Raw genomic sequence first — 20,244 nt, 5'->3', positions numbered from 1 at the left:
TCTCCCTTATTCTCCCTGCTTATCCTGTTTGTCCTTCTCTTCCTTAACTTCGTAAGGAGCAAGCAGATACTGCACTTTATCGTAATCTTCCTTGTTAATGTTCACCCGGAACGTCAGTACATCTTCCTCCGCCCCGCTTTCCGCCACGTCGCCTACCCGGTACACAAGAGCGATGATATCTCCCTTATCCGCAGGAATACGGAACGTGCGGCTGTCTCCCATCAGCGTTTCCTGAATCAGGAGTCTTACTCTTTCCTGGTCTTCCTCGTCATAGGCGGAGATCCGCAAGTGCGGCAGGTTTGTCGTCAGCATTTGAAGCTCCTGCTCCGTGCACAAGTCGATCTTGTTAAAAAGCACCGCCTGAGGCTTGCCGCTCGCGCCCAAATCGCCAAGCACTTCATTCACTACCCGCATCTGCTCCTCGCGCATCGGGCTGGAGCTGTCCACGACGTGAAGCAGAAAATCGGCTTCGCAGGCTTCTTCCAGGGTGGCCCGGAATGCCGCTACTACATCGTGAGGCAGATTCTGGATAAATCCTACCGTATCGGTCAGCACAACCTCCTTGCCGCTCGGAAGCTCCAGCGTGCGGGAAGTCGGATCGAGCGTGGCGAACAGCTCGTTCTGTACGTACACATCCGCGTTGGTCAATTGGCGCAGGAGGGTCGATTTACCCGAGTTCGTGTACCCCACCAGAGCCACCTGGTAGACACCGGTTTTGCGCCGGCGTTCGCGGTGCAGCGTGCGGTGGCGGACCATCTCCTGAAGGTGCGCCTTCAGCTCGCCGATGCGCCCGCGGATGTGACGGCGGTCCGTCTCCAGCTTGGACTCGCCGGGACCTCTTGTCCCGATGCCCCCGCCGAGACGGGACAAGTTCTTCCCGTGTCCCGACAGCCGCGGAAGCAGGTAGCTCAGCTGCGCCAGCTCCACCTGCACGATCCCTTCGCGGGTGCGGGCGCGTCCGGCAAAAATATCGAGGATCAGCTGCGTCCGGTCGATAATTTTGACGTCCAGCGATTCCTCCAGGTTGCGGACCTGCGCGCCCGACAGCTCCTGGTCGAAGATCGCCGTCGTTGCCTGGTGCTCATCGATCAGGGCCTTCAGCTCTTCGACCTTGCCTTTGCCGATAAACCATTTCGTATCGGCGCTTTCCCGGTTCTGCGTCAACGTTTCCAGCACTTCGACGCCGGCCGTTTCCGCCAGCTGGATCAGTTCCTGCAGAGAGTAAGCCACGAGTTCTTCGTGCTTTTTCATTTTATCCGTAACCAGACTCACAAGAATAGCGCGGTCTTTCATTCCGGTTCTGACTTCATGACCTGTTTGTTTCATGCCGTGTCTCCTTCTGGGTATATGTATCGCCATATTAGTGGGAATTATAGGCTCGTTAGGGGATCTAAATCATCATTATCTCTCATTATTACCTTTTTTACAAAGGTATTCACCAATTTCTTTTGCGTCCGGCGAGGTCTCATCCTTTCATCGCCTATAAGGGGTCTTTTCCCGCAGCGTCAAGGCGGATTTAAGGCGGAAAAGAACAAACGGCTGCCAAATAAAAAAACTTATCTTTTTGCAGATAAGTTTTTTCGCCCTTCGCGGGACGGATCGTGCTTCCCAGCTTTAGTCGGCGGTTTTCACGCCGTTCCGCCGCCCTGCTTTAGCTCTGCATTTTCCATTCAGGTGAGTCAGGAAACGCCGTACTCCATTTTAAGCTTATTTTCCGCCGCCGTCACATCTTGAGGAAGAATCTCCATCAGGTCCTGCTTGGACGGTTTTTTGTACCGGCTTAATAACCGGACCGCCTGATTTCTTATCGATTTCTCAATCACGTTGCGTACGAACCGCGCATTATTGAAGTTAAGGCTCGTTTCCTTTTCCATAATAATGATGTCCCTCAGTTTATTGACGGATTCGAGGCGCATGGTGTAGTCACGCTCGTTGATCATCAATTCCGCGATTTGAATAAGCTGATCCACATTGTAATCCGTAAAATCAACCTGAATCGGAAAACGCGAAGGCAGCCCCGGATTCGTCGATAAAAAATAATCGATTTCGTCGGGATACCCGGCGAGAATCAATATAAAATCATTTTTGTGATCTTCCAGGCTTTTTACGAGACAGTCGATAGCCTCCTTGCCGAAATCCTTTTCCCCGCCTCTTGCCAGACTATAGGCTTCATCGATAAAAAGAATGCCGCCGAGCGCTTTTTTAATCAAATCCCTCGTTTTGATGGCCGTATGCCCGATATATTCTCCGACGAGATCGGCACGCTCCACCTCGATCAAATGACCTTTGCTAAGAACCCCCAGGCTTTTAAACAACTTGGCCAGTATTCTCGCCACGGTCGTTTTTCCCGTCCCCGGATTGCCTTTAAAAATCATATGGTAAACCTGCGAATTATCTTTAAGTCCGGCTGCGCTTCTCAACTTGTTGATATGCAGGGTAGCGTACATTTGATAAATAAGATCTTTCACTTCCTGCAGGCCGATCATCGTGTTCAGTTCCTTAAGCGTTTCGTTGAACGTTTCGGATTGGATGTCCAAAGTCGTGCTTTCCGGTTCCTGTATAAGTGGCGCAGCCTCTTGACTGTTGAACACAATATTGATCTGCGAATTGCTTCTGACCGTTATTCGTCTTGAAGTTGCGTCCATTCTCCTCACCTCTTTCGTAATTATATGCAGGGAAGGAACGCGGTCATGCAACAAACTTGGCGGCGGGACGGGCGGGTTATTTGAAGGGAGGCTGCGACCCGGATACCGGGCGCCCAAACCAACCACACAATTGTTATATGTTGGAATATATGTTAAGTTCGCTTTGTATCTTTATCTTTTTTGGAGGAAGTGAGTGCGTGAAGAAATTAGTTTCGGCATTGCTTGCCGCAGCTGCTCCGGCAGTCTCTCCAGTAACTACGGCTTATGCGGCAGCTTTAGAATCCGAGTATACGGATGCCGCGATCAGTATCCGGTTCAGCACATTCAGCATTCTCTCCGAGCACCGTGGAATTACAGATGCGGCCGTTCAGTATACGGATCCCAAGCGTAAACACAAGAGCTCCGCCCTGCAAAGTAAACCGTCTCTCCCGCCGGTGGAACAAATTTCCGAAATTTATGATCACTCCGTCTATTCCAACGCGGGAACGGGCATAACCGGTTTGGATACTAAGCCCAGAGAAAATGACATTTTTCTAGGGTCTTCCGCTCGCGGCAGCAGCCACACCATAACGGAACCTAAGCAAATAAGCGCTTCTATGCAGATTAGGGGAATATATAACAGCGGTATCACCGGTCTTGTAAAGCTGGCCGTAGTCGGCAACGCTTCGGGAGAATTCAGCTATGTATGGCCGGATTCCAAGGTGTACAAGGCACCGGAAACAGTGCCTTTTCATCGAGATTATTATGGAGCTATCCAGTACGACACCTATTCAACGCAGGTTCGTCAGACCGATATTTATAAACAATATTACAAATCCATTTATATAAGAGAGGTTCAACATGACCGGGGGATCGTCGAAACCGTTTCTTCCACTGTCCCTAAAAGTGTGGAATACTCTATTGATTTTTAGAAAAACTTTCGTTTTCCCTATCGCAAAAGTTTCATAAAAAAACCGGACCCATGTCGGTTTAACCATAAAAAAGAGGGGCTCCTCCGCCCCTCTTTCCTCTATATTCACTTCAAAACAGGCTCGCATCAAATTTTACCGGCTTAACGAAATCATCAATCGCGCTCTTTCGTGCCTTCAGCTTGCTCCAACCGACCGGATTCATTCTCTGCCGAAGCGTCACGATTTTCGCCTTCCTCCGGCGCCGCGGATATTCGCTCCGAAGCTCGGCCGCCTCCCGCGTCCAAATAAAGCGAATCCAGATCGGCACGCCAATCCGCCACAAAGTAGAGAATATACTCCGAAGGCACGCCCGCCATGTCCGCTTGATCCCAATCCCCAGCCAAGTCGGTGAGCCTGAGATCTTCTCCCTTATAGGGTCCCGAGGCAAAAAAATCATTCGCCCAGTTCAGCTGGAAAAGATGACCGTCAGGCGCCTGAACCGCAGTAGGCGCGTAGCCCATCCGGATCTCCTGCGCCCGGGACGTGGCCAGCCGGACATCGGCCGGAAGCGTATAAGGAGACGGCTCCACGCTTGCGACCTCGTCGCAAAAACGGATACGGCGGCCGTCCTGCCACAAATCAATCGGGGGCCGGCTTTGAAAGCTGACGTACGCCATGTCGAACGTTTCGCCGCGCACGGTCGTCACCCGGCAGGGGACTTCCGCGGAAGTCCGTCCGCCCGCGATGCTGCCTTGAGCCGTGGCCCCGATTTTCCCCAGCTCGTCCCAAATTTCATCGGATACCTCATAGGTACCCGCATTCCAATGCTCCACCAGCCCGGCTTTGGAAGGATGAATATACGACATCATAATGCCGTCCCTGCCCAGGTACCATCTGCTGCCGCAATTTTCACACGCGTATTCCCAGCCGTGCTTCAGTTGTCTCTCGATCTTGAGCGCCCGCTGCACCTGCTTCGACTCGGCATCGTGGCCGTGCTGGAACCGGGCCCAGTTAAAAGAAATGTACTTTTTGCCGCTGCACTGGGGACATGCCGCCGGAGGCGATGATTTGCGGGAGAGACGAGGCATTACGCCTCCTCTCCTTTCAAAGTCAGCAGCCCGATAAATTCTTCCTTGCCGACCGCGCCGAAATAGGCGGTAATATCCGTCCCCTCGAGAGCCTGTTCCAGCGACTGGGTATCGTATTTCACACCGGTAAGCAGGCGTTCGATTTCCTCGGCATCTTTGACCCCGAAGAAGTCCCCGTAAATTTTCATTTTACCGATGCGGCCTTCCTCCAGATTCATCCGTACATCAATCGTTCCCGCCGGAAAACGCTTGGAATTGACGAGCTCGCTTTTCGGCGATTTGCCGTAATTCCAATCCCAGTTGCCGTAGCGCTCCGCCGAAAGCTCGTGGATCGCCTTCCAGTCCTTCTCCGTTAAAACATACTGAGGCACTTCCGATGCGCTCATACCGAAAATAGTTTCCAGAAGCTCTTGTCTGAATTCTTCGATCGTCATAGGCTTCTTAAGGAATTCCGTAATGTTGGCGACACGGCTGCGGATGGATTTGATGCCTTTGGATTGAATTTTGTCCGCTTTGACCCGGAGCGCCGAAACGACATGCTCGATATCCGACTGAAAAAGCAGCGTTCCGTGGCTGAACAAGCGCCCTTTCGTCGCGAACATGGCGTTGCCCGAAATTTTGCGTTCTCCCACCTGAATATCGTTGCGTCCGCTCAGCTCGGCATCCACCCCCAGCTTGCGCAGGGCTTGTACAACGGGCTCCGTGAATTTACGGAAGTTATGGAACGATTCGCCGTCATCCTTGGTGATGAAGCTGAAATTCAGATTGCCGTGATCGTGATAAACGGCTCCGCCTCCCGACAAACGTCTGACGACGTGAATCCCGTTCTGTTCCACATACTCCGTGTTGATTTCCTCCACCGTGTTCTGATTTTTCCCTATAATAATCGAAGGCTCGTTTATGTAAAAAAGCAGATAGGTTTCATCTGCGGGCAAATTTTTGAGTGCATATTCCTCTATCGCCAAATTGATTTGCGGTTTTGTAATGGATTGATTGTCGATAAACAGCATAGGGACCTCCACAGCGTTTTTCTTTTATTTTAAATCATTTTTGTCGAAAAAGATATTTTCATGCCGACGACGGATCTGATCATGAAATTGCTTGAATAAAAATTTAGAACAATGTATTTTTATACATAACTATGCATGTTTATAAGATGCCGGCTCGTTTAATTGTTTTCCCTGTGTGGTAAAGACGAGTTAGGTCAAGGAGATGACCCGATGAGAACAAAGATGGATTGGCTCGCTTTGGAAAAATGGGCTGCAAACCAGTGGCCGCCGGAGGTAAGTGAAGCGCTTGGCCATTGGCGCCTGAGAGCGTCGGGAGGGTTTACGAAGCGCGCGAACAGCGTGCTTGCCGTCGGAGACCTGCCGGATGATCCGGACTGGTACGAGCGGATATGCCGCTTCTATTCGGACCGCGGACTGCCGGCCGCGTTTCATATCAGCGATTCGTCGCCGCCGGAGCTGGATCTCATGCTGGAAGACAAAGGCGGCATCGTAACGGCCCCCTGCTTCGGCATGATGGCTCCGGCAGCGGAAATGAACGCGAGGCTGCGTCCGCATCAAGACCGTACCGACGTCGCCGCCGAGCTGCTTGCGGCCCCGGACCCGGCATGGATGGAAGATTACATGCTGCTGGAAGGTCATGCCGCGGAAGCACGCTCCTTCTACGAAGGTCTGCTGGAACGCATGCCCGCTCCGAAGGTCTTCGTCCGTCTGATGTCGGACGATGGAGAGACCGTCGCACTGGGTACGGCCCATGCCTCTGGCGGCTGGGCGATTTTGTCCAATATCATTGTCCGGGAAGACTGCCGGGGTCAAGGCTTCGCGAAAGCGCTGCTGGCTCATTTGGCTGTCTGGTCTGCCGACAACGGAGCCCGGTCGGTCTTTCTGCAGGTGCTGCAGGACAATGCGGCCGCTCTTCATTTGTATGAAAGCGCAGGATTTAAGCCCGAATTCAAGTACCATTACAGGGTTTTGCAGCAAGATTGATTTTTTCCAAGGAAGGTCAGCTAGAATAGAAAGGAGACGGTTTTCATGACGACGAACAATGAGCAGAAGCAGACATTCCCGCCGCAGCATCAGAACAATCAACCCGGTATTGAGACGCAAATGACTCCTCAGCCGCAATTCGAGGACAGCAAATACAGGCCGGCCGGCAAGCTTACAGGCAAGGTCGCGCTCATTACCGGCGGTGACAGCGGAATCGGACGGGCAGTCGCCGTCGCTTACGCACAAGAAGGGGCGGACGTGGCCATCGTTTACTTAAGCGAGCATTCGGATGCAGAGAAAGCCAAGTCCCTTGTAGAGCAGGAGGGCCGCAAATGTCTTCTGATTCCCGGAGACCTCGGAGACGAATCCTTCTGTAAAAAAGTGATCGACCAGACCGTCAGCAGGCTCGGCAAGCTCGACATTCTCGTCAACAACGCGGCGGAGCAGCATCCGCAGAACAGCCTTGAAGATATTACGGTGGAGCAGCTCGAAAAAACGTTCCGGACCAACATTTTCTCGATGTTCTTCCTTACGAAGGCGGCTCTCCCTCATTTAAAAAGAGGAAGCGCCGTTATCAACACGGCTTCCATCACCGCTTATAAAGGAAACCCGACGCTGATCGACTACTCGTCCACCAAAGGGGCCATCGTTTCCTTTACCCGCTCGCTCTCCCAATCCGTTATCGAAAAAGGGATCCGCGTAAACGGCGTAGCACCGGGACCGATCTGGACCCCGCTTATTCCTTCCACCTTTACGGAGGACAAGGTAGCTGCTTTCGGTTCGGATACACCTATGCAAAGAGCCGGACAGCCCGAGGAGCTCGCTCCGAGCTACGTCTTCCTTGCTTCGGACGACTCTTCTTATATGTCGGGGCAAATTCTTAATGTCAACGGCGGCACCGTCGTTAATGGCTGACCCGATACCGGCAGCGGATTAACGATAAAAACTGACGCAGAGACATTCTCTCGTCAGTTTTTTGCTGTCCGGGTCCGGATATCTTGACAATTCTGTTAAAATCCAAAAAAAGACAGGAATATTTCTGTCGAATTGTCCGATATAGGTTGTCTTTTATTGGGAAATGGGGTATCTTACTAGAGTAGCAAAAATTTGATAGTGAAAGGAGGCGACAAAAATGGAGAAAATGTGCATGCAAATGATGATGACCATGTGTATGGATGAAATGATGTGCAAAATGAACACCATGAAATCCATGATGGACAGCATGATGCAAATGAACATGATGTCTGAAATGAACATGGATATGGACATGATGATGGGTAAGATGCAAGAGTGCGACGAGAAAATGACGATGATGATGAAGATGATGAGCGAAATGAAACAAATGTCTATGTAATCCGGACTTTCTAACTGAATCCCCTATTCATCCCACAATGAGTAGGAGCATCATCTCGGCAGAGCGGACGACCGCATGTCTTTTTTTTTGCCTTTTTAAGGCTTTCCGCCGTAAGAAGCCGAATGAACTTCAAAACATGCCGGCCTTACTTGACCGCTAATATTTTCTTCGATATTTCAATCCTCTGCGATTTAAGAACCCATACTTGTTCCCGAATCGTTTCAATCTGAGTGCTGTCCTTGCTCTGCCTCAGCTGTTCGAACAGCTCCAGCATTTTCAGATTGATCGAATCATACATCTTCCAAAGATCTTGCCTCAATCTCGCCCGAATTTCCTGCTGGACGTAAATGTCTCTGAACATGAGCGATTCCATTATCGCTTGCTGCCACTCTGTATCTCCAAGGGAGCCGGCGTAATTATACAGATCCAGATGATCATCTACCCATTTACGGGACCATTCTTGTACAGAGGGGGTTCGCATGACCATCAGCTCCTTCAGCACCTTATACCTAGTATTATACTGGGATTAATAAGAAATACAAGAGGCGAATTGAAATAATTGACAACTATTTTCACCTCATAAAAAAACACCCCTCACTTGTTAAGTAAGGGATGTTGAATGTACGGCTGCTAGCCGTTATTTTGCTGCCGGTCATCGTCTCTGGAACCCGAGGTTCCCGATCCTGCCGGTTCAGACGGCGTTGGGGTCGGTGTCGGTGAAGCAGTCCCGCCGGAACTGCCGCCGTTTCCTGGGCCGCCCGTATTGCCCGGGTTCTTCTCTTTATCCTTGTCTTTATCTTTACCGTGGTTGCCGTTTCCATTGCCGTTTCCATTGTTATTGCCGTTGTTATTCCCATTTCCGTTGTTATTGCCGTTGTTAGTTCCGTTGCCATTCCCGTTGCCATTCCCGTTTCCGTTGTTGTTTCCATTGCCGTTTTCTCCGTTATTGTCATCTGGATTCGGAGGCGTCGGAGTCGGCTCCGTTCCCGGAATGGTAACGGACGCAACGTTGGATTGAACCCCTGCGGCGTCTCCGTTGGCCGGAACGACATAGTACTCGTAAGTGCCGCCGGGCTGGACGGTTTGATCCATGTATTCCGTTGAGTTGGAAGGCGTAAGCTGGCTGAAGTCGGTTTCCCCCGGTCCCTTGCGGAAGACCTGGTAGGCGCTTGTTCCTTCAGCAGCCGTCCAGCTCAAGCGCACGCCGCTGTTTTGCCAGCCTGCTCTCAAGTCCGTCACGCTCTTCTTCTCTTGGACCGGAGGCTTCTCCTGCTCGATTTGTTTGCCTCCGCTCGGACGCTCGAAATCTTTTACAGGAATGCCTTTCATCGCTTCGGCCATGACGGCGCTAAAGACCATGTTGGCGCGGTCCGAATAATTTTTGCGGATATAGTGCTTCGAATCCGTCTTATCGAAACCGGCCCAGACGGCTCCGGTCCACTGAGGCGTATAACCGACGAACCAGATATCGCGGTAGTGGGATTCCAGCCCCTTCAAATCGAGCTGGGTCGAACCTGTTTTACCGGCGAGAGGACGACCGAAATCCGCTTTTACACCCGTTCCGCCGCTGGTTACGACTTCCCTCATCATTTGAGTCATATACCAGGATGTTTTCTCGCTCATCACTTTCTTCGGCTCGGCTTTATAATCGATTGCGGTTCCGTCGCTTTTCTCGATTTTCAAGATCGCGTGTCCCTGATTATAAACGCCGTTGTTCGCAAAGGCCGCATAGGCTTGCGCCATCTGCAGCGGAGACTCCCCTTTGGTCATACCGCCCAAGGCCATGGCCAGGTTATTGTCGTTTTCGTCGAACGTAATGCCGAGCTGCTTGGCGAAATCTTTACCGGTGTTGATGCCGATTTTGCTTAACGTCCAAACGGCCGGAATATTTTTGGATTTCTTGATCGCATAGGTCATATCGACTTGACCCAGATACTGCCCGTCATAGTTTCTCGGGGCGTATTTGCCGAATTCCTGCTTGGTGTCGTCCAGCATGGATGTAGGCAGGTAGCCCTTCTTCTCAATCGCCGGTGCGTAAACAACCAGCGGTTTAAACGAGGAGCCCGGCTGCCGCGGCTTATACGCACGGTTCCACGTTCCCGATTTATAGTCCCGGCCGCCTGTCATCGCGACGATCCCGCCGCTGGCGTTATCGATAATGACCATCGAACTCTGCATCGGCTGCTCCGGTCCGTCCGGCTGGAACAGCTTCGCGTTCGTGTACGCCTTATCCATCGCCTTCTGGGCCGTGCTGTTCAGCGTCGTATAAATTTTATACCCGCCGTTGGAGATTTGCTCATCCGTAACCCCGTATAAGTCGTAAGCTTCTTTGATGACGTAGTCACGGAAGCTCGGGAACAGGTCGCTTTGCGCAACCGGCGTTTGCTTCTTCGGATCGTAATCGACGGCCGCCGCCTGGGCGCGCTCTTCTTCGGTGATCAACCCTTGATCCGTCATGAGTCTGAGAACAACGGCTCTGCGGTCTTTGGAAGCCTCGGGATCCGAGATCGGCGAATACTTCGAAGGTGCTTTCGGAAGACCCGCCAGCGTGGCGATTTGCCACAGTTTCAGGTCGTTCAAATCGGTCACGCCGAAATACCTTTTCGCCGCCGCTTTTACCCCGTAAGCCTGGCTGCCGAAATAGATTCGGTTGAGGTATTTTTCCAGAATTTTTTCCTTGGTGAACTGGTTGTCGATGGCCAGCGCGATGGACATCTCGGTCCCTTTTCGGAAGAACGTTTTATCCGAGTTCAGGAATACGTTCTTCGCGAGCTGCTGAGTAATCGTGCTCCCACCCTCAACGGCACTGCGTGCAATAACGTCTTTGACGACCGCACGGCCGAGCGACCAGAAATCAACCCCCGCATGTTCGAAAAAGCGGCGGTCTTCCGTCGCCACGAAAGCATTCACAAGCTGCTTCGGAAACTGATCGAACTTGACGTTCTCGCGGTTCTCCTTAATGACCTTGGCGATTTCCTGTTTGTCGGCATCATAAATAACCGATGCTCCCAGGGCATCGTCCAATTTGTCTATGTTCGCATTAAGGATTTTAAGACCATTCAAATAAACGACTAAATAAATGCTCATCGCGCATATAAGCGCGAGAAGGGCGGCAATAATCACACCCAATATAACCTTCGCCGCATTCCCCTTTTTTTTCGGTTTCTTGCCTTTCGAAGGCGTTTTACTGCTTGCTGCCATCAACGCTCCCTCTCTTTCTGTGCATGGCTCTCTCTGGGGCAGGCTGCCTTGCAAAAGTGTCAACCTAGTAAAAGAACAACCCTATAAAATAAGGTTGTTCCGGACGGTTCTTTAATTTAGACGAAGCAGGTAAACAAAAAGTTGCCGATCGTTTATTCGGCAGCGGACTGCTCAGGCGCCGGCATCAAAGATACGGATCGCTGAGGCGTAAACGTGGAGATGGCGTGCTTGTATACCATTTGCTGTCTGCCGTCGCTGTCGATAATGATCGTAAAGTTGTCAAAAGCGCGGATCAACCCTCTGATTTGAAACCCGTTGGTTAAGTAAACGGTAACGGGAATGCTTTCTTTACGGAGCTGGTTCAGAAAATTGTCCTGAATATTGATCGATTGTTTCATCAGAAGGTCCCCCTTAACATAATCAAACTGAGCCAAGTCTATAAGCAAGCGTTTGCTTATGCATTATATTCGTTATCGTGTACAAACTTTCCTGTTATTATAGCATGGAAATGTTCGAGATGCCCAGAAAAGTTTGCGGTATCCGTGACGTCTATCCACCGGATATCCTTCATGTGACGGAACCAGGAAAGCTGCCTTTTGGCAAAGTGTCTCGTGTCCCGTTTCAAGAGTTCGACCGCTCTTTCCAAGGAGATCTCCCCGTCCAGGTAAGAGACCATTTCCTTGTAGCCGAGGCCCTGCATCGCAACCGATTGGCGGGGCACTCCGCTTTCGAGCAGTCTTTTCACTTCATCAACCAGCCCTTCGGCCATCATGATGTCGATTCTCTCTTCGATGCGCCCGTACAGCAGCTGACGGTCCATGGTCAGTCCGACTATACATAGTTCGTAAGGGGATTCTTTTTTCTGGGCGGCGTTATGGGCCGATAACGGTTTTCCCGTCAGATGATACACTTCCAACGCGCGGATGACGCGCCGCCGGTCGTTGGGATGCAGCTTAAGCGCGGAATCCGGGTCCACCTCGGCAAGCGTCCGGTGGAGAGCTTCATCTCCATGCTCCTCCGCGAACCGATTCTTCTGGCGGCGGAACTCTTCATCCGCCCCGGCTTCCAGAAACTGATACTCGTAGCAGACGGACTCCACGTAGAGTCCCGTCCCGCCGACGAGGAAAGGAAGTTTCCCCCGTTCCGTAATCTCAGGCACAAGCTGCCTGACGCGCTGCTGAAACTCGGCGACGGAGTAAGGGTAACCGGGATCGTGAATATCGATCATATGATGAGGGATTGCGGCTCTCTCTTCGGGTGTCGCTTTCGCGGTCCCGATATCCATCCCTCTGTAGACCTGCATGGAATCCCCGGAAAGGATCTCGCAGTTCCACCTCTCCGCTATTTCCAGGCTCAGCTTTGTTTTGCCGACCGCGGTGGGGCCGATCAGAACAAGCAGCTTCGGTTTAACGCCTTGGCTGTTCAGCATCGGATCACCCCGTATGCCAGCTTGCTGCCCGTAGGAACAGTCTCCCGGAAACCGAGCCTCTCGAATTCTCCGCTTTGCCGGCCTTCCTTGAGGATGACGCAGCGCCGGGCGACACGCCGGGCTTCTTCCACGGCGGCCGCTTCCAGAGGGCGGTCGTCCGCCGCACTGCGCAGAGGCGACAAACCCGAAGACTCCTGGATCGGCGCCCGGAACATCGGATCGAAATACACGATGTCGCAGCTGTTGTCCTCCATGGCGCGCAGCCCGTCAAGATGATCTCCCTGCCGGATGGCGACGCGCTTCATGGCGGCGTCGAATTCGGCTTCTCCCGTCCGGTAGGACTCCAGGCCTTGCTCGAGCAAATAGGCCAAAACCCGGCCGTGTTCCCAAGCCGTTACGGAACCTTCTCCCCCCACTGCGAAGGAAAAAAGGATCGAATCGGAAGCGAGTCCGGCCGTGCAGTCTACAACGGCATCGCCGCGGTCCGCTCCCGACAATTGAAGAAGCGGATCGGAAGAACCCTGCCTAAGCCGTTTGTAGCGGACCAAGGCCATGCTCGGATGGAAAAAGAGCGCGTGAGGACCGCCGAAGTCATATTTTAAGCCTTCCTTCGTAATCAGAAGGATTTCGTTTTCTCCGAAACGCGAACGCAATCCGGAAAGCGTCAGCCGTTTTCGCGGTACAAAGCGGCCGCCCAGCGTCCGGGCTGCGGCGATCGCTTTATCCACGTCTTCGGAGGCTGGGTCGTAAGATGTGGTTACAAGCACAACATTCCCTCATTATCCGTTAGCGAGTTTTAAGCCGATGACGGGACGGTCGCCCGTTCCGCCAAAGGACATGTACACCATATCACAAAGTCTTTCCGCACGTCAAAACGCGTGTTCGTATCGTTTCAAACAGGCAGCAGGCCGGAAAAGCGCGCTGTACCAAGGCATTTGCCGCTTCAATCAAGCGGATGGATGCCAACTTTTACATGACGCGTTTGAACATTTTCTCCAGCTCGTAGGTCGAAAACGAAATGACGATCGGTCTGCCGTGAGGACACGTGTAAGGATTGCCGCATCCGCCCAAGCGGTCAAGCAGCGCTTCCATTTCCGCGGTACTCAGACTCTGGTTGGCTTTGATCGAAGCTTTGCAGGAACATAGAGTGGATGATTTTTCACGCAGCTTGGACAGGTCCACTCCCTTGCGCTCCGTCAAAATCCATTCGCACATTTCCTCTACGATTGCCTGCTCGTCTCCTGCCGGAAACCAGTGCGGATAGGCTCTCACCAGGTACGTATTACCCCCAAAAGCTTCCAGATAAACGCCTACCTGCTCCAAAAGCGGCAGCTTGTCCCGAAGGGCTTGAAAATCCGCCGAAGTAAATTCCAGCGGGATCGGAACAAGGAGTTCCTGGCTGGCTTCCTGGGGTTCTCCGAACTTGGTGTAGTAGTATTCGTAATTAATCCGCTCGTGGGCGGCATGCTGATCGATCATATAAAAGCCCGCTTCGTTCTGGGCGAGCAAATACGTGCCGTGCAGCTGGCCGATCGGCGAAAGCGACGGGAAATCCGGCCGCTTGAGCGCTTCCTTGTCGCTGCGCGTCGGCAGCGCGGCAAGCAGGCTCCCCGCCGCTTCGCGGGAGTATGGCCGGTCGTCCTGCGCGGGTGCGCGGCCGGCACGGCCTCCCCCGGCGGCTGCCCCGCCGCGCGGCTGGCCGCCATAAGCCCCGGAGCCGTACGGAGCGCCGTACGGCTCCGCTGCGGACGGCCGGGATTGCGGCTCGCGCAGGCGGGAAGCCCCCGCTTCCCGCGCGGCAGACGCGGGCACGCTGCCCGGACCGCCCGGGACTGCCGCGTCCGAGGCGGAGCCTGAGCGCCGGTCGTCCGCTGCGAACGGCGCAGACGAGCCCGCAGCTTCGCCGCCGGCGTCCTGCGCTCCCGCGCTGCCCGGCGGCCTGTGCGCCGCTTCGGTCCCGGCCGGCGCGCCGGTTGTTCCGTCAGCGGGAGGCTGCTGCTCCCGCCTGCCGTCGCCGTCCGCTGCGCCGGTTTCTGCCGCGGAGCCTGACGATCCGGCTCCGCTTTCGCCGGCGGCGCCCGGCGGAGCAAGCGAGTCGAGCGAAGCCAGGCTGCGCCGGCGCTCGTCCGCCTCTTGGGCGGTGTCACGCCCTTCCCCGGCCCCTTCGCGGTTGTCCGCGGAAGCCGGAGCTTGTCCATCCGCGGGGACGGACAGCTGTTCTCTCCACTGCGCCGGGGTAACTCCCTGCTTCAGCAAGGGATCCGCCTCCGGGCGGTACAGCGTCATCGTCTCCTGAACGAACGATTCCTTGATCCGTGCGGAAGCCTGGACGCCTTTCGGAATAAGAACCTGGCGCCCCAAAGCTTCCTTGATCATGTCCTCGATCATTTTTACCAGCTCCGGCTCTTTGCTGAAACGGACTTCAAGTTTGGACGGATGCACGTTCACATCCACAAGAGAAGGGTCCATCTCAATATGCAAAACGACCACCGGAAAACGGTTGATCGGAAGAAGCGTATGGAATCCGTTCATAATGGCATGTTGTACGGCAAAACTCCTCACGTAACGCCCGTTCACCATAATGGACATGGCGCTGCGGTTCGCCCGGTTCAGCTCGGGACGGGAGATATAGCCGGAAATTTTGTAATCCAGGCTCTCTCCTCCGACCGCGATCATTTGCTTGCCGACAGCCGACCCGTACACCCCCGCGATAACTTGAAGCAGGTCGCCGCCGCCGAGAGTTTGCAGCAGACTGTTGCCGTTATGCTTCAAGGTAAAAGCGATTTCCGGGTGCGCCAGCGCGAGCCGGTACATATAGTCGGAAATATGACCCAGCTCCGTCTGGATGGTTTTCATATATTTCAGCCGGGCAGGTGTGTTGTAAAACAGCTCTTTGACCGAAATATCCGTCCCTTTGCGGGCGGACGTTTCTTCCTGTGTAACAACGTCCCCGCCTTCCACGGCAAGCTTGCGCCCGAGACCGCTGCCGTCCGTCGAGGTCACGAATTCCGTCTTGGAAACGGCCGCGATACTCGGCAGCGCCTCACCGCGAAATCCCAAGGTGCGGATGGAAAAGAGATCTTTGCCCGACTGAATTTTGCTCGTCGCATGGCGGTAGAAAGCCAGCTCGCAATCCTCGCTCTCGATTCCGGAACCGTTATCGGTTACGCGGATGAGCTGCAATCCGCCTTCTTCCGCCACGACATCGATGCGGCTGCTTCCGGCGTCAATGGAGTTCTCCACCAGTTCCTTCACGACCGATGCCGGACGCTCTACTACTTCGCCAGCTGCGATTTGGTTGGCGATATGCTCGTCAAGAAGCCGAATTTTGCCCATCTTAACCTACTCCTTCTCCGTTTCCAACTGCAAAAGATTATCGGCATCTTCCCAGTGCAGCTGCGGATAGATATCGTCGAATTTATCCAGATTAATGTAGCTCGTCCCGTTCTTAAGCAGAAGGGTGTCGGGCGACATCGCGAATGTGTGGATTCCTTTACCGGTGCTTATGTTAACGGCCTGTGCGGTCTGATTCCACTTGATATCGGCGCCGATCAGGGCAGCCAGCGTACGGGAAGCGACAAAGACGTTGCCTCCTTCGCGGATCGGTCTGTACGGCTCCGTCACTTCCACCTGATTGACGGTTACGTCATGCTTGGTTACCCGCACCTGGAAGGAATTCGTTCCCGCTTTGCGCAGGGCCGTAATGAGCTGGGCCGTATAGCCGTCCGCTTCGATGTCGGGCGCAATGCCGACTCCGTTGACCGGCTTCATTTTGGGCGTCAAATATTCTTCGAAGGTCACCTTCACGGCGCTTTCGTCGCTGAGACTGTGCAAGCTCTGCATGCTCCCCTTGCCATAGCTCTTCATGCCGATAACCTCGGCAACTCCATAGTCTCTCAGGGCACCGGCAAGCATTTCGGAAGCGCTGGCGCTGTTTTCGTTCATCAGCATAAATACCGGAAGGTTCTGAGTCGTCCCGCCTTTGATTTGCAGAGGCGTATCTTCGTTGTTACGGTTTTTCGTATGGGCGAAGACACCTTCCTTGATGAACTTGGAGGCGATATTCTGCGCCGATTCCACGAGACCGCCCGGGTTATCGCGCAAATCGATGACCAGCGATTTCATGCCCATTTTTTGCAGGGCCGAAAACGTCGCGTCGAAGATTTCATCGGCATCGCTTGAAAAGCTGTCGATTTTAATGTACCCGGTGCTTGGCGTTATGAGGTAGCCCTCCACGTTCGGCAAATGTATTTTCGCCCGGGTTAAAGTCAGGTTCAGCTCTTTGCCGTCACGCTTGACCGTCAGTTCGATTTTGGTTCCTTCGGGACCGAGAACACCGCTTACCACTTCGCTCAGGTTCTTTCCTTGCGTGGAAACGCCGGCGACTTTCAGAATGTAATCGCCTTTTTTTAGTCCGCCCTTCTCCGCAGGCGATCCTTCGAAAATCTTGTCCGCATACACGCCGATATCGTCATAACCCATCTGGGCGCCGATTCCGTAATAATTGTTTTCCAGGCTGTCCGTAAATTTTTCCAGCTGTTCTTTAGTGAAGTATGTGGTGTACGGGTCCTTGGCGTTAATTTTTTTCAGCATGTCGGCAATGGTCAGACCTTTAAGCTCATCGGCCGTAATCCCGCTTACATGGTATTGGCCGAGTACTTGTCTTACTTCATCCGTTGTCTGCGCGCTCTCCTGAGCCCATGCCGAAGCAGGGATTACCGCACCGAACACTACTACGGCGGCTGCGGCCGTTTTTAATTTACGAATACCGGGAAAACCCATTCATAATCACCCTTTTATTAAGATACGATGCGACAGGAAAACGGAGGCGGACCCTAGGTATCGCTTAATCCCGGCTTCGTGCGTCATCTTGTTGAGAATCATTTATTTGGAAAAAAAGCGGTTTTCCGCTGTCAGTTCTGTAGTTTTTTCTTCAGCTCGTAAATGACATTAATTGCCTGAAGCGGTGTAATGTTTAGCAGATCCAGCGCTTTAAGCTCCTCGATGACCGCTTGCGTCTGCGGGTCCGGCTTGGCGGAAGCCGCCTGTGCCCGGACCGGCTTCGCCTCCTCGAAAAAGCTCAGCTGCTCTACGGCGGAGCGCTGGGACGCCGCTTCCTCCGGCGCACCGTAAGGAGCGCTCGCCTCCCCGGATCCTGACGAATTCGCGGACGTACGGGCTGCAGGCGCCCCCGTCAGAACGTCCCCGCCGGATGACCCGGCTCCCGGTTCCGGACCTTCGGCTGCCGCACGCGCCTCGAAAGTCTGCAGAAGCTCGTACGAGCGGGATATAATCCCGTCAGGCAGACCCGCAATCTGGGCGCAGTAGATGCCGTAGCTCGTACTGGCCGCGCCCCGGATCAGCTTGCGCAGGAACGTAACCTGCTGCCCGCTTTCCTTGACGGCCATGCAGTAATTCCGCAGCTGCGGAAGACTTTCTTCCAGATGGGCCAGCTCGTGAAAGTGTGTGGAGACGAGCGTTTTGCACCCGATCTCGTGATGGAGGAACTCGATGACCGCCTGGGCGATCGCCATGCCTTCTCCTGTCGAGGTTCCCCGGCCCAGCTCGTCGATAATGACAAGGCTGCGCTCGGTCGCCTTCTCCGTCATCACCTGAATGTCCATCATCTCCACCATGAACGTGCTCTGGCCGCCGATCAGGTCGTCGGCTGCACCGATTCGCGTGAAAATACGGTCGATGATCGGAATCTTCGCGCTGCTTGCCGGTACGAAGCAGCCGATCTGCGCCATCAGGCAAATAACGGCAACCTGCCGCATATACGTGCTTTTACCCGCCATGTTCGGGCCGGTAATCAGCAGCATGCTTCCGTCGCCGGCGGTAAGCTTCGTTTCGTTCTCGATGAACGCCCCGCTTTCAAGCACCGCCTCGACGACCGGATGCCTGCCTTCTTCGATGTGCAGATCGTAGCCGTCGCCGACCTCCGGACGAATAAACCGGTTGGACGCGCTCACCGCTGCCAGCGACTGGTACACGTCCAGCTCCGCTATCGCCTCGGCCAGCTTCTGGAGGCGTCCGATCTGCGAGGAAATCCGTTCGCGAAGCTGCACGAACAGCTCGTACTCCAGATCGGTGCGTTTGTCCTCCGCTTCGAGAATAAGCGCTTCTTTCTCCTTCAATTCAGGAGTGACGAAGCGTTCGGCGTTCGCGAGTGTCTGCTTGCGCTCGTAGCGCCCTTCGGGAAGGGACCCCACGTTGGCCTTGGTTACCTCGATGTAGTAACCGAACACTTTGTTGTAGCCGACTTTGAGCGACCTGATGCCGGTCGCCTCGCGCTCGCTTCTTTCCAGCTCGGCGATCCACTTCTTCCCGTTGGTGCTCGCTTCGCGGAGCTGATCCAGGTAGTCGTGATAGCCTTCGCGGATCATGCCTCCGTCGCGTACGGACACAGGCGGTTCGTCCTCGATGGCTCCGAGAATCATCTCCGAGATGTCGGAGCAGGGGTCCATTTCGTCCACAAGCCGTTCGAGAACCCGGGCGCCCGCACCGGCGCAGACGTCCTTCAGACGGGGCACCTGCTCCAGCGAAACCCGGAGCGCAATCATGTCCCGGGCGTTGGCGCTTCCGTAGGCCATCCGGGCGACGAGCCGCTCCAGATCATACACTTCTTTCAAAACGGTGCGAAGATCGTCGCGCAAAATAAACTGTTTGTACAGCGTCTCCACCGCGTCATGCCGGCTGCGGATCGCATCGGCCTGCATCAGCGGTTTCTCGATCCAACGGCGCAGCATACGGGCGCCCATGGCGGTGACCGTTTCGTCCAGCAGCCACAGGAGCGACCCCTTACGGCTGCGTTCCCGGACCGTTTCCACCAGCTCAAGATTGCGGCGTGTGAAAGGATCCATCGTCATATACTGCTGGGGCGAGTAGGCGCGGATTTCTTTGATATGGGTCAAGCTCTGTTTCTGCGTTTCATGCAAATAGGCCAAGAGAAGCGAAACGACGCGTCTTGCGGAGGCGTCCAGCTTTCCGGCCGCCCCTTCTCCGAACTGCGGAGCGAGCTTGTCGTCCGCCGCCCGCTCCCATGCCGTAAACACCGTGGACTTCGCCGTAAGCGGAATCTGGCTCCGGACCCGGTCAAGAAGCGGACCGTCCCCGATAATCTCTGCCGGAGCGTACGCGTTCAGCTCGTCGATCAGCATTTGGAACGAGTCCGACAGGGAGGTTGCATACAATTCTCCGGTGGACACGTCGCAGGCGCTGAAACCGTACCGGCCGCCGACCTGTGCGACGGCCGCTATGTAATTGTTGCTCGCGTCTCCAAGCGTCTTGCCGTCCATCACGGTGCCCGGCGTCACGATCCGGACAATTTCCCGGCGGACGACGCCTTTGGCTGCGGAAGGGTCTTCGACCTGCTCGCAGATGGCGGCCTTGTAGCCTTTCTCTATGAGACGGGAAATATAATTGTCCGCGGAATGATAGGGAACCCCGCACATGGGGATCCGTTCTTCCGTACCGCCGCCGCGCCCCGTCAAGGTTATCTCCAGCTCGCGGGAAGCGTTGATGGCGTCTTCGAAAAACAATTCATAGAAATCTCCCAAACGGAAAAACAAAAAAGCATCCGGCACCTGAGCCTTGATTGCCAGATACTGTTGGATCATGGGTGTGTATTGAGTCATTCTAAA

The 20,244-nt window shown here is 54.2% G+C and carries 16 protein-coding genes; 4 read left to right on the top strand and 12 right to left on the bottom strand.

The window, feature by feature from the left end:
* Window positions 1-6 precede the first annotated feature (6 nt).
* The gene (gene hflX / locus ABH899_RS09640; protein ID WP_218229990.1) at window positions 7-1,326 is read right to left on the bottom strand and encodes a GTPase HflX; all 1,320 of its coding nucleotides are present in this window, start codon (window positions 1,324-1,326) and stop codon (window positions 7-9) included.
* A gap of 353 nt (window positions 1,327-1,679) precedes the next feature.
* Complete coding sequence (locus ABH899_RS09635) at window positions 1,680-2,645, bottom strand: AAA family ATPase (protein WP_326055180.1); 966 nt, start codon at window positions 2,643-2,645, stop codon at window positions 1,680-1,682.
* A 197-nt stretch (window positions 2,646-2,842) separates the two neighbouring features.
* On the opposite strand from ABH899_RS09635, the gene ABH899_RS09630 reads away from it, so the two are divergent.
* Window positions 2,843-3,556, top strand: coding sequence for a hypothetical protein (locus tag ABH899_RS09630; protein WP_369995799.1), 714 nt, complete (start codon window positions 2,843-2,845; stop codon window positions 3,554-3,556).
* Window positions 3,557-3,708: 152 nt separating this feature from the next.
* Here ABH899_RS09630 and ABH899_RS09625 read toward each other — a convergent pair whose 3' ends face one another.
* Together ABH899_RS09625 and lplA are read right to left on the bottom strand one after the other, a co-directional pair.
* Entirely contained in the window at window positions 3,709-4,623 is a 915-nt protein-coding gene (locus ABH899_RS09625; RefSeq protein WP_369995798.1) for a hypothetical protein, read from the bottom strand.
* Complete coding sequence (gene lplA / locus ABH899_RS09620) at window positions 4,623-5,633, bottom strand: lipoate--protein ligase (RefSeq protein WP_369995797.1); 1,011 nt, start codon at window positions 5,631-5,633, stop codon at window positions 4,623-4,625. The genes ABH899_RS09625 and lplA overlap by 1 nt, the downstream gene beginning before the upstream one ends.
* 210 nt (window positions 5,634-5,843) lie before the next feature.
* On the opposite strand from lplA, the gene ABH899_RS09615 reads away from it, so the two are divergent.
* The 3 genes from ABH899_RS09615 (at window position 5,844) to ABH899_RS09605 (ending at window position 7,971) form a co-directional block, all read left to right on the top strand.
* The gene (locus ABH899_RS09615; protein WP_369995796.1) at window positions 5,844-6,617 is read left to right on the top strand and encodes a GNAT family N-acetyltransferase; all 774 of its coding nucleotides are present in this window, start codon (window positions 5,844-5,846) and stop codon (window positions 6,615-6,617) included.
* A 45-nt stretch (window positions 6,618-6,662) separates the two neighbouring features.
* The gene (locus ABH899_RS09610; RefSeq protein WP_369995794.1) at window positions 6,663-7,532 is read left to right on the top strand and encodes an SDR family oxidoreductase; all 870 of its coding nucleotides are present in this window, start codon (window positions 6,663-6,665) and stop codon (window positions 7,530-7,532) included.
* Between the two features lie 217 nt (window positions 7,533-7,749).
* Window positions 7,750-7,971 carry a hypothetical protein gene (locus tag ABH899_RS09605; RefSeq protein ID WP_009674360.1) on the top strand — a complete coding sequence of 74 codons (222 nt, stop codon included), beginning with the start codon at window positions 7,750-7,752 and terminating at the stop codon, window positions 7,969-7,971.
* A gap of 145 nt (window positions 7,972-8,116) precedes the next feature.
* On the opposite strand, the gene ABH899_RS09600 is transcribed toward ABH899_RS09605, so the two are convergent.
* The 8 genes from ABH899_RS09600 to mutS form a co-directional block, all read right to left on the bottom strand.
* Window positions 8,117-8,452: a hypothetical protein gene (locus tag ABH899_RS09600; RefSeq protein ID WP_369995793.1), complete on the bottom strand. Its 336-nt coding sequence runs from the start codon at window positions 8,450-8,452 to the stop codon at window positions 8,117-8,119.
* Between the two features lie 149 nt (window positions 8,453-8,601).
* Entirely contained in the window at window positions 8,602-11,172 is a 2,571-nt protein-coding gene (locus ABH899_RS09595; RefSeq protein WP_369995792.1) for a transglycosylase domain-containing protein, read from the bottom strand.
* 152 nt (window positions 11,173-11,324) lie between these two features.
* Window positions 11,325-11,570: an RNA chaperone Hfq gene (hfq, locus tag ABH899_RS09590; RefSeq protein WP_009674373.1), complete on the bottom strand. Its 246-nt coding sequence runs from the start codon at window positions 11,568-11,570 to the stop codon at window positions 11,325-11,327.
* A 56-nt stretch (window positions 11,571-11,626) separates the two neighbouring features.
* Window positions 11,627-12,601, bottom strand: coding sequence for a tRNA (adenosine(37)-N6)-dimethylallyltransferase MiaA (gene miaA / locus ABH899_RS09585; RefSeq protein ID WP_369995790.1), 975 nt, complete (start codon window positions 12,599-12,601; stop codon window positions 11,627-11,629).
* Window positions 12,595-13,368, bottom strand: coding sequence for a class I SAM-dependent methyltransferase (locus tag ABH899_RS09580; RefSeq protein WP_369995789.1), 774 nt, complete (start codon window positions 13,366-13,368; stop codon window positions 12,595-12,597). Before ABH899_RS09580 ends, miaA begins: the two co-directional genes overlap by 7 nt.
* Before the next feature lie 202 nt (window positions 13,369-13,570).
* On the bottom strand, window positions 13,571-15,937 hold the full coding sequence (mutL, locus tag ABH899_RS09575; protein WP_369995787.1) for a DNA mismatch repair endonuclease MutL: 2,367 nt from the start codon (window positions 15,935-15,937) through the stop codon (window positions 13,571-13,573).
* 6 nt (window positions 15,938-15,943) lie between these two features.
* On the bottom strand, window positions 15,944-17,383 hold the full coding sequence (locus ABH899_RS09570; RefSeq protein WP_369995786.1) for a S41 family peptidase: 1,440 nt from the start codon (window positions 17,381-17,383) through the stop codon (window positions 15,944-15,946).
* Between the two features lie 131 nt (window positions 17,384-17,514).
* Window positions 17,515-20,238, bottom strand: a complete 2,724-nt coding sequence (gene mutS, locus ABH899_RS09565) for a DNA mismatch repair protein MutS (protein ID WP_369995785.1) — start codon at window positions 20,236-20,238, stop codon at window positions 17,515-17,517.
* Window positions 20,239-20,244 lie beyond the last annotated feature (6 nt).

This window comes from Paenibacillus sp. RC84, from assembly GCF_041260495.1.
Lineage (GTDB): Bacteria > Bacillota > Bacilli > Paenibacillales > NBRC-103111 > Paenibacillus_F.
Note: the sequence above shows the minus strand (reverse complement) of the source record. Positions and strands in the feature narration are given on the sequence as shown.

What these genes read in the sequence shown, in the direction of transcription:
- miaA (WP_369995790.1), bottom strand. Translation starts at nt 12,601, where the DNA reads ATGCTGAACAGCCAAGGCGTTAAACCGAAGCTGCTTGTTCTGATCGGC.
- ABH899_RS09625 (WP_369995798.1), bottom strand. Translation starts at nt 4,623, where the DNA reads ATGCCTCGTCTCTCCCGCAAATCATCGCCTCCGGCGGCATGTCCCCAG.
- ABH899_RS09610 (WP_369995794.1), top strand. Translation starts at nt 6,663, where the DNA reads ATGACGACGAACAATGAGCAGAAGCAGACATTCCCGCCGCAGCATCAG.
- hfq (WP_009674373.1), bottom strand. Translation starts at nt 11,570, where the DNA reads ATGAAACAATCGATCAATATTCAGGACAATTTTCTGAACCAGCTCCGT.
- ABH899_RS09570 (WP_369995786.1), bottom strand. Translation starts at nt 17,383, where the DNA reads ATGGGTTTTCCCGGTATTCGTAAATTAAAAACGGCCGCAGCCGCCGTA.
- lplA (WP_369995797.1), bottom strand. Translation starts at nt 5,633, where the DNA reads ATGCTGTTTATCGACAATCAATCCATTACAAAACCGCAAATCAATTTG.
- mutL (WP_369995787.1), bottom strand. Translation starts at nt 15,937, where the DNA reads ATGGGCAAAATTCGGCTTCTTGACGAGCATATCGCCAACCAAATCGCA.
- hflX (WP_218229990.1), bottom strand. Translation starts at nt 1,326, where the DNA reads ATGAAACAAACAGGTCATGAAGTCAGAACCGGAATGAAAGACCGCGCT.
- ABH899_RS09615 (WP_369995796.1), top strand. Translation starts at nt 5,844, where the DNA reads ATGAGAACAAAGATGGATTGGCTCGCTTTGGAAAAATGGGCTGCAAAC.
- ABH899_RS09600 (WP_369995793.1), bottom strand. Translation starts at nt 8,452, where the DNA reads ATGCGAACCCCCTCTGTACAAGAATGGTCCCGTAAATGGGTAGATGAT.
- mutS (WP_369995785.1), bottom strand. Translation starts at nt 20,238, where the DNA reads ATGACTCAATACACACCCATGATCCAACAGTATCTGGCAATCAAGGCT.
- ABH899_RS09605 (WP_009674360.1), top strand. Translation starts at nt 7,750, where the DNA reads ATGGAGAAAATGTGCATGCAAATGATGATGACCATGTGTATGGATGAA.
- ABH899_RS09595 (WP_369995792.1), bottom strand. Translation starts at nt 11,172, where the DNA reads ATGGCAGCAAGCAGTAAAACGCCTTCGAAAGGCAAGAAACCGAAAAAA.
- ABH899_RS09635 (WP_326055180.1), bottom strand. Translation starts at nt 2,645, where the DNA reads ATGGACGCAACTTCAAGACGAATAACGGTCAGAAGCAATTCGCAGATC.